Here is an 11,938-nt window from a genome sequence, read left to right on the forward strand (position 1 = left end):
CCGTGGCGCTGCGACCTGGATCGGGCGCCGCCCATCACGAGTCGGTCCCGGCCCTGGACCTGGTCGCCGGGGAGGACGGCTTGGTGGAGGTCTTTGGCGATGCCGCCTACTCTTCCGGGCCCTGCCGCCACGCGCTGACCTCGGCGGGGCATCGTGTCGTGATCAAACCCGCGCCGTTACGCCCGGCCGTGCCCGGCGGGTTCAGCCTCGATGACTTCGCCATCGACACTATCGGCAGCACCGTGACCTGCCCGGCTGGGCACCAAGTACCACTGTCGGCGCCGTCAGGCCGCAATCTGCAGCGCAAGGCGTTCTTCACCGGCCAGTGCGTCGGCTGCCCGCTGCGTTCGCGCTGCACCACGGCCAAAGCCGGGCGCATCCTCACCATCCGCCCGCACCACGACGAGCTTGCCGCCGCCCGCGAGCAAGCCGCCACCGATCCGCTGTGGCAGCAGGACTACCGGCGCTGGCGGCCCCCCGTCGAACGCGCCATCGCCTGGCTCGTCGCGCGGGGCAACCGGCGATTACGGTACATCGGCACCATCAAGAACAACGCCTGGCTCCACATCCGCGCCGCTGCGCTTAACCTGCGAACCCTGATCAACCTCGGACTCACCCGCACGAGCGGGACTTGGACGCTGGTTTCCAAACCCATCTGAGAAATCAAGGGCTGTACAGGGCACCGCACGCGAACAAGATCTTCAGTGGGCTTCTAGCTCGCCTGCTAGCCGAAAACGAGGACGATCCCGTAACTGGTCCTAGCGGATCGCGGGAATGGCCTGCTGGTGGCCGAGGAGTAGGCCAGGGAAGTCGGCGATGGAGTCGATGATGTGGGTGGCGCCGCCGCCGAGGAGGCGTTCGCGGCTGTGGACGCCGGTGAGGACGCCCGCGACCAGGCCAGCGCCGGCGCGGCGGCCGGAGATCATGTCGTTCTCCGAGTCGCCGGCGACGGCCACTTGGCGGACATCGTCGATGCCGAGTTTGAGTACGGCGGTGAGCACCATATCCGGATACGGCCGCCCACGTCCCGCGTCTTCGGGGCATATGGCCAGGTTGAGCTTGTCGTGCCAGCCAAGGGCGGCCAGAACACGCCCCAGGGTGCCTCGACTGAACCCGGTGATAAGGGCCACCTGAATATCAGCGGCCCGGAGCTTCTCCAGAGCTTCGACAGTGCCAGGCAGCGGGATGAGACCCGTACGCTCGATAGCACCCTCATACGAGCGCTCAAAGGTCAGATTAGCCGCCTGAGCCCGCGCTTCGTTGTCCGGAAATATCCCACGAAAGACGTCGATCTTGGGACACCCCCGGGACCGGTGAACGTGGACCATGGCCCGCGCGTACGCACTGGTCCCGGGAACGATCCCCTGGGTGGCGATCGCCTCGGCGAAAGCCCGTTCGACCATGGCGACGTCGCCGATCGTGGTGCCCGCCAGGTCCAGGCAGGCCAGCCTGACGGGGGTCATACCCGCACCTTCGCCACGATCAAGCAAACCCATCTCCGGGTGGTCGTCAGTTCTCGCTGCCGGTCGCCTCTGTCCACAGGTCCAGCTCGGCGCGGTCGGACTGCACCTTACGCCAGACCAGCAGCCCCCCAATAGCGACAAGCGCCAGAACGAGCAGCTTCTTCATGGTGTGACCCCACTTCCCAACGGTCTCACCAGCCGGGTGAGACAACGCCCGGTTCCAACTAGGTTCCCGCCAGCCTAGCAAGGGATCGGTGCGGCCCTGGGGTAGCCCGATAACTGGTTGTACCGAATCTGGTGATAGCGAACCTTGGATGAGGCTCGCTAGCCTTGTTCTTTTCGGTAGTAATCCATCGAACAGGTCCTATCTCGGACAGGTTTCGGGCGTATGCCGTACGGCACCGGCTCAGCTTTCAGCGAACCTCAGGGCAGGGCGGCGGCGAGTCGGATCGTGGTGCCGTCGGGGCCGGTCTGGATGGTGGTGTGGGTGAGGTGGCGCATCAGCCAGAGCCCGCGACCGCCGAACGGGGAGCGTTCGGCCAGGTCGTTAGATGTCAGGGTCTGGTACGGAATGCCGGGCCCGCTGTCGCGGACTTCGCTGAGGAATGCGCCGGATTCTTCCCAGATGGAGATGCTGCGTGGCCTGTTGCCGTACTTGACGGCGTTGGTGACGGCCTCGTGCACGGCCAGCACGTAATCTTCGAGGGCGGCGCCGGTGAGGCCGGCCGTGGCGGCGGAGCGCTGGACGAGATGGCGGATCTGGGTGATCGCGCCATGTTCGAACTCCAGACTCAGCAGGATGCCCGCCACCTTGCTCGCCGCCTTTCCACGCTCTACTGCCACTACCCCCGAATCAGGGGCAGGCACACGTGTGGAGCATCAACTGATGTGCTGGCCGATCTCCGCGATCTCCGCGCGCTGCTCACGAACGATGCGCCGGGCCAGGTCGCCGGTGGGCGCGTGATCGCCGGTGGCGACCGCGACCTGGGCGATCATGACGCCGGTGTTGAGGTGTCTGCTGAGCGTGGTGAGCCACATTTTGTCGAACTCCGGGCCTGATCGGCTCTGGAGCGCGGTGTAGTCGGCCGTGGTCACGCTGCCCGGCATCTGGTAGGTCGTGCCTTTGGGTGGCGGCATGTTCCACATCTGGAGCCAGGTGGACATGACGTCGATCTCGGTACGCTCGTCGACTTTGAGCTTCGCTGCCAGGCCGGTGACGTAGGTGTCGGTGCTGCGGCCTTTGACCATGTCGGCGAGTCTGAGGGTCTGCCGGTTATGAGTGATCATCTCCAGCGAGAAGCGCACATCCGGGTCTTGAGCGTCAGCCGTGGCCGAACACCCGAGGATCAGGAACGTGGCAAACGCCAGAATCCAACGCATCATCAGCCTCCTCGCGGGGAGGTACGCGACGCCCGGCGGGCGGGTTCAATCGAATTGCCGATCCAGGGGCCGGTCAGCGCCCCGGCTGAACTCGGCCTCGAAGGCCGCCTCGCCCAGGGCGGCGCGGGTGGCGGCGGTGATCCGGTCGACATCGCGCGCCTCGGCGGGGGCCAGCGGCAGTTCCTTCGTGGTACGGACCCGCGCTGCCGCGCCAAGCAGCCGAGCCGCCTGGCCGTGCTCGCCCGCCAGCGCGAGCGCGCCCGCCAGGCCCTCGGCGACGACTGCGTGGCCCCGGGGCGCGTTGAAGGTCAGCGCCGTGTTGAACGCCCGCCGGTGCAGCTCGACCGCCTCGGCGATGGCACCACGCTGCTCGGCGGCGAAACCGAGCTCGGCCAGAACCATCGGCAGGTGCGGCGGCGGGCTGGTCTCGTCGACCGGGTGCGTACGCTCCAGCACGTTGCGCAGATGGGTCTCGGCGAGCTCGGTGAGGCCGTCCTTGCGGGCGGCGAAGCCGAGGGTCATCTCGGCGAAGACCAGCCCGGGCAGGTGGGCCTGCTCGATGGCCAGCCGGAGTCCGTGTTCGGACAAGAGCCGCGATTGCGCATAGTCGCCGCGTTGCAGGGCGATCCAGCCGAGCCAGGACAGCCGTGTGGATACCTCCGCCCACAGGCCGAACTCCTCGGCGATCGCCAAACCGTCCCGCTGGCGGCGTTCGGCCTCGTCGTAGTCGCCGGCCCGCTCGGCCCGCGCGCCAAGCCAGCCGGTAGCCTCCAGCTGGCCCCAGCGCTCCCCCAGCTCGGTGAAGATCGCGTTGCTCCGCTCGGCGGCGGCGCCGAGTGCGCTCAGATCGCCTCGTACGTGGGCGAGCTTGGCCTGGGTGCTCAACGCGGCCGCTTCCCCCCAGCGGTCGCCGAGTTGCCGGAACGTCGCCAATGCCTCGTCGAGCAACGTGGCGCAGGCGGCCAGGTCGCCGGTGTCGGAGGCGGTGTAGGCGAGGAACCACTGCGCCCTGGCCTTTCTGGCTGGGTCGTCGGTGAAGAGCGCGAGGGCGGCCTCGCGGCGGGCGGATTTGTCGGCGGTGTCGCCGTGGAGGAGGGCGATTCCGGCATGCCAGGCGAGGGCGGTGGCGCGGTCGGCGGCGAGTGCCGTACCGGGCTGGGAGAGGGCGGTTTCGAGGGCGCGGCGGGCTTCGGTGAGGCGGCCGCGGAGGAACCAGTACCAGGTCAGGGCGTTGACCAGGCGGAGGTTGACGGCTGTGCGGAAGTTGGCGGCTTCGGCGTCGAGGCGGCGGAGCCAGGTGCGCTGGTCGGGGCCGTAAAGCTGGGCCTGTTCTGCGAGGTCGGTGTAGTAGGCGCGGTGGCGGTCCTGGAGTTCGTGGTATTCGTCGGCTTCGCGCATTTTGTCCACGCAGTACGCGGCGACGGATTCGAGCAGGCGGTAGCGCGGGCCTTCGGGGCCGTGGCTGACGGTGACCAGGGAGCGGTCGACCAGGCGGGCCAGCAGGTCGAGAACGTCCGGCGTGCCGCAGACGGCTTCGGCGGCTTCGAGGGTGCAGCCGTCGGCGTGGATGGCGAGCCGCCGCAGGACGATCCGCTCGGGGTCGGTCAGGAGCTCCCAGCTCCAGTCGATCACCGCGGTGAGGGTCTGCTGGCGGGGAGGGGCGCCGCGATGGCCGGTGGCCAGCAAGCGGAACCGGTCGTCGAGGCGGGCGACCAAGCCGTGCACGCCGAGCGCCCGGACCCGGGTGGCGGCCAGTTCCAGGGCCAGCGGAATGCCGTCCAGCCGGCGGCACAGTGTCGCGACCGCGGGGGCGGTGTCGGTGTCAAGGGTGAAATTTCGGGCGGCGGCCGTGGCCCGGGTCACGAACAGCCGTACCGCGCTGGACTGGTCGAGCGTCGTGAGGTCGGCGGTTGGGGAGGGAACGTCCAGAGGGGGCACGCTCCACACGGTTTCGCCGGGGAGTGCGAGGGCTTCCTGGCTGGTGGCCAGAATGCGCAGGTTGGGCGCCGCCCGGAGCAGGGTGTCGACCAGTTTGGCGACGTCGTCGATGATGTGTTCGCAATTGTCGAGCACGAGCAGCAGGTTCCGGGAGCGCATCGCGCTGATCAGCCGGTCCTCACCAAGGTCCTGGACCTCAAGCGCGGCCATGACGGCCCCGGCCAGACCGGACCCGTCTATCGCGGCCAGCTCGACCAGCCAGACGCCGTCTGGGAAGATCAGCCCGCGGGCGGTCTCCAGGGCCAATCGGGTTTTCCCGACTCCTCCGGATCCGGTAAGTGTGACCAGCCTGTTCTTCTCTAGGAGGGTACGGACCTCCGTGACCGCATCCTCCCGACCGATCAGGTCGCCCAGGGGTTCGGGCAGGTTCGTGCGGATAACAGCGGGGGTGCTCAGCGCCGGATCCTGGTTCAGGATCGCCTGGTGGAGGGCGACCAGGTCAGGGCCGGGGTCCAGACCGAGGTCCTCCGCCAGCCGGTCGCGCAGGTCGGCGTAGGCGGCGAGCGCCTCGCTCTGGCGTCCTGCCAGGTAGAGAGCCCGGATGTGGGCGGCCCGCAGACGTTCCCTGAGCGGGTGGCGAGCGGTCAGATCGGCCAGCTCGCCCGCAAGCAGGCTGTGCTCGCCTAGCTCCAAGCGGGCTTCGGCCCAATGCTCGAGCGCGGCCAGTCGCTGCTCGTCGAGGCGGGCGATCGCGGGCTGGGTGAAGTCGTCGTCGGAAAAGTCGGCGTAAGCCGTACCACGCCAGAGGGCAAGCGCGTCGCCGAGCAGGGCGGCGACCGTGCGTGGGTCGGCGCTGTCCTGGGCTTGTGTGGTCAGGTGCGTGAAGCGTGCGGAGTCGACCGCTTCAGGGCTGGTACGGAGGGCATAGCCGGGCGGGAGGGATACGACCAGATCGCGGGCACCCGGTTCGGCTTCGTCCAGGGCGCGGCGGAGCTGGGAGACCTTGACCTGAAGCGAGCCGGACGGGTTCGCCGGGGCGTCCTCCCCCCAGAGGTCATCGACCAGCCGGTCCACCGACACCGGCCGGCCCTCGTGGATGAGCAGGTCGGCGAGGAGAGCGCGGACCTTCAGACCGCGGATCGTGACCGCGCGCCCGTCCGCCGTCCACACCTCGAGTGGCCCCAGCACTCCAAAGCGCATGAACGCCACGCTAGCCGGTTACGGCAACTCATGTCCGACCGTAAGAGGACGGGAAGGAGACCGTAAGCCCTTCCTGGCAGCTTTGGACGTGCCAGAAAGGAGGCGGACATGTTGAGATTCGCGGTCATCATCGGCAGCACCCGGACCGGGCGTTTCGGGCCCACCGTGGCCGATTGGCTGGTGTCCCGGGCCCGGCGCCGGGCCGAGCTGGAGCTGGACGTGATCGACCTGGCCGAGACCGGCCTGCCGGAAACGCTGTGCGACCAGGACGACCCGCTTCCTCGACCGGTACAGCAACTCGCCCCACGCCTGGCCGCCGCCGACGCCTTCGTGGTGGTGACCCCGGAATACAACCGAAGCTTCCCGGCTCCGCTCAAAACAGCGATCGACTGGTTCTACACGGAGTGGCACGCCAAACCGGTCGCCTTCATCTCGTACGGCCGGGAGTCCGGCGGACGGCACGCCACCGAGCAACTGCGGCAGGTCTTCACCGAACTGCACGCGGTGCCCATCAGGGCCGAGGTGTCGCTGCCCTCCTACTGGCAGCTGTTCGCGGCCGACGGCAGCTGGCCCAAGCCGACGGCGGCCTGCAACACAGAGTTGAAGACCACTTTGGATCAGTTGTCCTGGTGGGCCCACGCGCTGCGGGACGCCCGCGCCAAGCGCCCTTACCTCCCATAGGAGAGATCATGCGCAAGATCATCACTTCCACGTACGTCACGCTCGACGGCTTCATCGACAACCCGCACCTGTGGTCGTTCGATTTCTGGAGCGACGAAGCCGCCCAATACGCCCACGCCCAGCTGTTCGCCAGCGACATCCTGCTGATGGGCCGCGTCACCTACGAGGGCTTCGCGGTGGCCTGGCCAGGCCGGGCCGGCGCGGACGACTTCGCCGACCGGATCAACGCGATGGACAAGTACGTGGTCACCTCAACCCTGGACAAGGCCGACTGGAACAACACCACGATCATCCCGGGCGACGACCTGGTCGCCGAGGTCACCCGGCTGAAGGAACAGCCCGGCGGGGACATACTCATCTACGGTTGTGGGCAGTTGACCGACGCGCTGCGGGAGAGCGGCCTGCTCGACGAGTACCGGTTGTGGGTGCACCCGGTCGCGGTCGGCGCGGGACAGCGGCTCTTCCGCGAAGGCACAAAAGCCAAGTTCGCGCTGGCGAACACCGAGACGTTCGCGTCGGGCGTGACGATCCTCACCTACCAGCCCGCCTGACCTTGTCGAGAACGCCCTCCTTTGCCTCGACGTACGGGTAGACGCACAGAAAGGGAAACGACAATGAGTGATCTTCAGAAGAACGTGCAGGCGGCCATTGACGAGCTCGTCGAGTCCGGGGCCGAGCGGGGTGTGCAGGTGGCCGTCTACTCCGGCGGCGAGCTGGTCGTGGACGCGGTGGCCGGGGTCGCCGACCCGGAGACCGGCCGCGAGGTCACCTCCGGCACGGTGTTCTACAACTTCTCGATCGGCAAGGGCGCGGCCTCGACCGTGCTGCACGTGCTCGTCGAACGCGGCCTTTTCGGATACGACACCCCGATCGCGGAGCTCTGGCCGGAGTTCGCCGCTCATGGCAAGGGCCAGGTCACGGTACGGCAGGCGCTCAACCACACGGCGGGCGTGCCCGGCATTCCGGTGGAAAGCACCTTCGCCGACATCTGCGATTGGGACAAGATGTGCGCGGCCATCGCGGATCAGGAGCTGTGGTGGGAGCCGGGGACACATACGGGCTATCACGCGTACAGCTTCGGCTACATCGTGGGGGAGATCGTCCGGCGGGCGACCGGGAAGCCGATCTCGCAGGTACTGCGGGAGGAGGTGGCCGGGCCGCTGGGGGTGGCCGATGAGATCTACTTCGGGATGCCGGTGGCCGAGCATGGGCGGCTGGCGGTACTGGAGGATGAGCCGGTGGCCGCGGCGTGGTCCGGGGAGATGCCGACCGATCTGCCGATGTTCAAAGCTGGGCCGATGTCGTTGTTCCCGTCGGCGGCGCTGGGGAACCGTACGGATGTGCTGGCGGCCGATATCCCGGCAGGTGGGAAGACGTCGGCGCGGGCGATCGCCCGGATGTACGCGGCGTTGCTGGGCGAGGTGGACGGCGTGCGGCTGGTTTCGCCGGAGCGGCTGCGGGAGATTTCGGCGGTTTCGTTCGTTGGGGTGGATCAGGTGTTCGGGAATCCGGCCACGTGGGGGCTGGGATTCGGGATCGGCCGTCCCGGTGCGGACGCCGAAGCTACGGCCTCGGTTTTCGGGATGCCGGGGGCGGGGGGTAGTGCGGCGTACGCGGACACGGCGACCGGGATCGCGGTGGCGGTGACCAAGAACAGGCTGACCGGCGACTTCGCGGTTCCTGCGAAGATCAGTGAGTTGATCGGGTGAGTGTGCGGTGGTTGGGCCAGGCCCACGTGGGTCTGGCCCTTTCCGTGTCATAAATACGCCAGGTAAACAATTGAAATTTCGCCTAACAGGGGACTTGTCGCCTGGCATGGTTGCCTTGTGAAGAAGGGTTACGGACAGCACTGCCCGATCGCCTTGGGCGCCGAAGTCTTCGCCGAACGCTGGACGCCTATCATTCTCCGCAACCTCATGGTGGGCTGCCATCGATTCAACATGATCCTGGAAGGGGCCCCTGGCCTGCCGCGTAGCGTTCTGTCCCAGCGGCTGCGCCGGCTGGAAGAGGATGGTGTGGTCGAACGCCGGGATCATGAGTATCACCTGACCGAATGCGGCCGTGAACTCACCGATGTCTGCATGGCCCTCGGGATGTGGGCTTCCCGGTGGCGGGAGCCCCAGCCGTCACATCATGATCCCTATCTGGCGCTGTGGACCATGTCCCGCTTGATCGAACCCGCCCTGCTGCCCTGCCCGCGCGTCGTGCTCCGCTTCGATCTGACCGACAGGTCCGAGCGCTACTGGCTGGTCCTGAGCGTGTCCGGCAACGAGGTCTGCCTGGAGGATCCGGGTTTCGCCGAGGACGGCGTGCTCACTACGGACACCGACTGGTTGATCCGCTGGCAATCCGGTTCGACCCCGCCCACTGGTGCTGTCCTCGATGGCCCGCCTTGGCTCGACCGGGCCCTGACCACGTGGTCTGGTCTGACCCCGTTCGGGAGGAAAGTTCTCGCCGAGGACCTGTCGCAATCCGCCTGCTGAATAGACGTCCTCAATGGGGAGTACGCCACGGCAAAGCCAGCCGGTCGGTCAGACCGGACGTTGGGAGTAGCCAGGAGGGCGTCTCACTGGACGCTGGGAGTACGCGATGGCAAAACCAGAAGCACGTTAGGCGGAATCATCCGCCGCTTCGGGAGGTTCGTGCCAGCCCGACTTGTAGCGCGACCCGGAATTGTCGGTGGCGTGTGGCAGCGTGTCGCTGTGGCTCAACCGCTGAAGGAATTGATCAATGCCGGGTCTGTGGGGGTTCTCGCGGACGGGATCGCGGCCGTATGGGCGCCCTTCGCGCGAGCCGCGTTCTTGCAGTCCGCTTTGGCCGGGCTTGCCGGGCTGGAGTTGAAGGATCGGGTGCGGCATGTCGCGCGGGCGCTGCATGATGCGCTGCCGTTGCCGTTTCCGGATGCCGCGAAGGTGCTCAGGGAGAGCGCTGGACAGGTTCGGCTGGATTTGTGGAGCGGCTGGCCGGCCACGGAGCATGTCGGCACCCACGGGGTCGAGCATCTGGACGAATCCATGGCGACGCTAGCCGTGCTGACACCCCACTCGACCGGCGAATTCGCTGTGCGGCCGTTGCTCGAGCGCCATCGGATGGACGCGCTGGAGATCATGTATCGCTGGGCCGACTCTCCGGACGAGCACCTGAGACGGCTCGCCTCGGAAGGAACCCGCCCGCGGTTGCCCTGGGGATCCCGGGTGCGCTGGCTGATGGAACCGGGCCCGGCCATCCCCATCCTCGACGCCCTGCGCGACGACCCCAGTGAATACGTCCGCCGCTCGGTGGCCAATCACGTCAACGACATCGCCAAGGATCACCCGGAGACCGCGATCGATCTCCTCGGCCGATGGCGGGACCAGGGCGGCTCCCATGTCGAGAGGGTCCTCCGGCACGCCGCCCGCGGACTGATCAAAGCAGGCCATCCCCGCGCCCTCACCCTGATGGGCGCCGTCCCCGGCAGCGGCACCATCAACGACCTGACCCTCGACACGGACCAGGTCCCGATCGGAGATCACCTCCGCTTCACCGTGACCCTCACCGCCGACCACCCCGGCCCTCTCGTCCTGAAGTACGCGATCCGCCGCGACAACTCCCACCGCGTCTTCCACCTAGCCCAACGCCCCACCGCAGAACCCGGCCAGCCAATCACCGTGACCAAGTCCCACTCCTTCCGCCCTGTCACAACCAGAAACGAACCCCCCGGCCCTAGAACCTTAGAGATCATCATCAACGGCACCACCCGCGCCAGCGCCCCCTTCCTCCTGAAATAGCGGCTGCCGAGAAGCGGACAAGGGCTCCGTCCTGGGGTGAACGCGCTCCACCAGGAACGCGGGAAAACGCGGGGGCCGATCCGGAGAGCCACGGTCTGGACGCCGTCCGCGGTCACCTTCTGGAACGAGCCGGAGATCGCGACGCGGCCATCGGCTGTTGCCGGTCGGCCGCGAGCCGGGCCACCAGGCTGCCCGAACGCAATTATCTGGACGATTCAGACGGCTCGCCTCAACGCTGGCCAATCCGCAACGCGAGCGGCGTCGAATACGCGGTGATTCGTCCCCGAACCGAGAGAAGGAGGCAGCGATGCGCCGACGTGCACGTCGATGGCTGACCGCGGCTGTCGCGACGGTGATCAGCCTGGTCCTGCTCTGGGCCCCCGCAGTAGCCCAGGCCGGCATCACAGCCACCGCAGTCGACTAATCCGGAGGCCGACACACCGAGCACTTCCGGCCGCTGTCCGTGCGGCGGCCGGAAGCTCAAACCCATCCGCACGCGGCCCGCGCACGACCAAGCACCATCAACCGCGGCCACCGCAACGCGGGACTCGCGGCGGTAGACGTCGCCATCATGGACTTCGCCGAGAAGGTCGCCCTGGACCCCACCAGAATCACCGAAGCCGACGCCGAGACCCTCCGGCACTACGGCCTCAGCGACCTCGATGTCTTCCAGGTCGTGCTCGCCGTCTGCCTGCGCCGCTTCTTCAGCGGGGTGGTCAGCGCGGTGGGAACCGTACCGGATCAGGAGTACGAGAAGCTGGCCCCGGAGATCCGTACCGCGATCGACGCCTTCGGTCGGCCGCGCTCCGCGTGATGGCGCTCACACGTTTTTTGCGGCGCAGCCGGTCTTCTCACACGCTCCATCACACATGGATCGAGCATGGTTTGGGGTGACAAACCAGTCCGATCCAACCTAGGAGTTCCCCATGGCCGGAAAGGCCGTCATCAGCTTGATCACTGGACTTGAGGACCCTGAGCGCGTCACCGTGGCCTTCCTCGTCGCCCTCGGCGCGGCCGAGCAGGGCCGCCCCACGCTCATGTTCCTCACCAAGGAAGCCTCCCGCCTGGCCACCGAGGGCGTAGCCAACGCTGTCGCCTGCGAGGGCTGCCCGCCACTGGCCGACCTGGTCGCCCGGTACGAGGCCGCCGGTGGCAAGTATCTGGTCTGCCCGATCTGTTTCGACTCCCGCAAGCTCGACAAGAACACGCTCATCAAGAACGCCGAACTGGGCGGCACCGTCCCCATGTGGCAGTGGATCGGCGACGAGGGCGCGACCACGTTCAGCTACTGATCAGGCCATCGCGACACCACCGCAGAGATTCCGCACTTAACACCGGGCCGCCGACCCCTCCAGGCGGCCCATCCCCGGCTACGCATCCCCGTGCGTGGCCTTTCGCATCTCAAGACGCCGGACCGTCTCAAGATCAGTGCGCCGCCAAACTCGAGGAGTTCTACGACCACGAGGCTTCACGCTCACCGCCCTGCTGCTGGCGATCGTGATCGGCGTC

Annotated in this window: 13 protein-coding genes; 8 read left to right on the forward strand and 5 right to left on the reverse strand. The window is 67.6% G+C overall.

Annotation, left to right across the window (positions count from 1 at the left end; translation table 11 throughout):
• The coding region (locus Aple_RS38020; protein ID WP_174889927.1) for a transposase at positions 1 to 659 on the forward strand (659 nt) is incomplete at its 5' end.
• 99 nt (positions 660 to 758) lie between these two features.
• On the opposite strand, the gene Aple_RS38025 is transcribed toward Aple_RS38020, so the two are convergent.
• The 5 genes from Aple_RS38025 to Aple_RS38040 form a co-directional block, all read right to left on the reverse strand.
• A complete protein-coding gene (locus tag Aple_RS38025; RefSeq protein WP_155349607.1) occupies positions 759 to 1,463 on the reverse strand; it encodes an HAD family hydrolase in 705 nt (234 codons plus the stop codon).
• 46 nt (positions 1,464 to 1,509) lie between these two features.
• A complete protein-coding gene (locus Aple_RS53820; protein ID WP_218034602.1) occupies positions 1,510 to 1,629 on the reverse strand; it encodes a DLW-39 family protein in 120 nt (39 codons plus the stop codon).
• A gap of 257 nt (positions 1,630 to 1,886) precedes the next feature.
• The gene (locus Aple_RS38030; RefSeq protein ID WP_170321880.1) at positions 1,887 to 2,306 is read right to left on the reverse strand and encodes an ATP-binding protein; all 420 of its coding nucleotides are present in this window, start codon (positions 2,304 to 2,306) and stop codon (positions 1,887 to 1,889) included.
• 36 nt (positions 2,307 to 2,342) lie between these two features.
• Positions 2,343 to 2,846, reverse strand: coding sequence for a DUF305 domain-containing protein (locus tag Aple_RS38035; RefSeq protein WP_155349609.1), 504 nt, complete (start codon positions 2,844 to 2,846; stop codon positions 2,343 to 2,345).
• Positions 2,847 to 2,888: 42 nt separating this feature from the next.
• The gene (locus Aple_RS38040) at positions 2,889 to 5,981 is read right to left on the reverse strand and encodes an AfsR/SARP family transcriptional regulator (RefSeq protein WP_155349610.1); all 3,093 of its coding nucleotides are present in this window, start codon (positions 5,979 to 5,981) and stop codon (positions 2,889 to 2,891) included.
• A gap of 108 nt (positions 5,982 to 6,089) precedes the next feature.
• On the opposite strand from Aple_RS38040, the gene Aple_RS38045 reads away from it, so the two are divergent.
• From Aple_RS38045 to Aple_RS38075, 7 genes are all read left to right on the forward strand, one after another.
• Positions 6,090 to 6,662 (forward strand): NADPH-dependent FMN reductase, encoded by a 573-nt coding sequence (locus tag Aple_RS38045; RefSeq protein ID WP_155349611.1) that lies wholly within the window; start codon positions 6,090 to 6,092, stop codon positions 6,660 to 6,662.
• A gap of 8 nt (positions 6,663 to 6,670) precedes the next feature.
• Positions 6,671 to 7,213, forward strand: a complete 543-nt coding sequence (locus Aple_RS38050) for a dihydrofolate reductase family protein (protein WP_155349612.1) — start codon at positions 6,671 to 6,673, stop codon at positions 7,211 to 7,213.
• Between the two features lie 63 nt (positions 7,214 to 7,276).
• A complete protein-coding gene (locus tag Aple_RS38055; protein ID WP_155349613.1) occupies positions 7,277 to 8,371 on the forward strand; it encodes a serine hydrolase domain-containing protein in 1,095 nt (364 codons plus the stop codon).
• A 117-nt stretch (positions 8,372 to 8,488) separates the two neighbouring features.
• On the forward strand, positions 8,489 to 9,145 hold the full coding sequence (locus Aple_RS38060) for a winged helix-turn-helix transcriptional regulator (RefSeq protein ID WP_155349614.1): 657 nt from the start codon (positions 8,489 to 8,491) through the stop codon (positions 9,143 to 9,145).
• Between the two features lie 219 nt (positions 9,146 to 9,364).
• Positions 9,365 to 10,429, forward strand: coding sequence for a DNA alkylation repair protein (locus Aple_RS38065; RefSeq protein WP_155349615.1), 1,065 nt, complete (start codon positions 9,365 to 9,367; stop codon positions 10,427 to 10,429).
• 463 nt (positions 10,430 to 10,892) lie between these two features.
• Entirely contained in the window at positions 10,893 to 11,243 is a 351-nt protein-coding gene (locus Aple_RS38070; protein WP_155349616.1) for a carboxymuconolactone decarboxylase family protein, read from the forward strand.
• A gap of 112 nt (positions 11,244 to 11,355) precedes the next feature.
• A complete protein-coding gene (locus Aple_RS38075; RefSeq protein WP_155349617.1) occupies positions 11,356 to 11,721 on the forward strand; it encodes a DsrE family protein in 366 nt (121 codons plus the stop codon).
• Positions 11,722 to 11,938: the final 217 nt, after the last annotated feature.

It is taken from the genome of Acrocarpospora pleiomorpha, from assembly GCF_009687885.1.
Lineage (GTDB): Bacteria > Actinomycetota > Actinomycetes > Streptosporangiales > Streptosporangiaceae > Acrocarpospora > Acrocarpospora pleiomorpha.

Excerpts from the sequence above, each read along its gene's own strand:
- Aple_RS38025 (WP_155349607.1), bottom strand. The coding sequence starts at position 1,463 with ATGACCCCCGTCAGGCTGGCCTGCCTGGACCTGGCGGGCACCACGATC.
- Aple_RS53820 (WP_218034602.1), bottom strand. The coding sequence starts at position 1,629 with ATGAAGAAGCTGCTCGTTCTGGCGCTTGTCGCTATTGGGGGGCTGCTG.
- Aple_RS38035 (WP_155349609.1), bottom strand. The coding sequence starts at position 2,846 with ATGATGCGTTGGATTCTGGCGTTTGCCACGTTCCTGATCCTCGGGTGT.
- Aple_RS38040 (WP_155349610.1), bottom strand. The coding sequence starts at position 5,981 with ATGCGCTTTGGAGTGCTGGGGCCACTCGAGGTGTGGACGGCGGACGGG.
- Aple_RS38045 (WP_155349611.1), top strand. The coding sequence starts at position 6,090 with ATGTTGAGATTCGCGGTCATCATCGGCAGCACCCGGACCGGGCGTTTC.
- Aple_RS38050 (WP_155349612.1), top strand. The coding sequence starts at position 6,671 with ATGCGCAAGATCATCACTTCCACGTACGTCACGCTCGACGGCTTCATC.
- Aple_RS38055 (WP_155349613.1), top strand. The coding sequence starts at position 7,277 with ATGAGTGATCTTCAGAAGAACGTGCAGGCGGCCATTGACGAGCTCGTC.
- Aple_RS38075 (WP_155349617.1), top strand. The coding sequence starts at position 11,356 with ATGGCCGGAAAGGCCGTCATCAGCTTGATCACTGGACTTGAGGACCCT.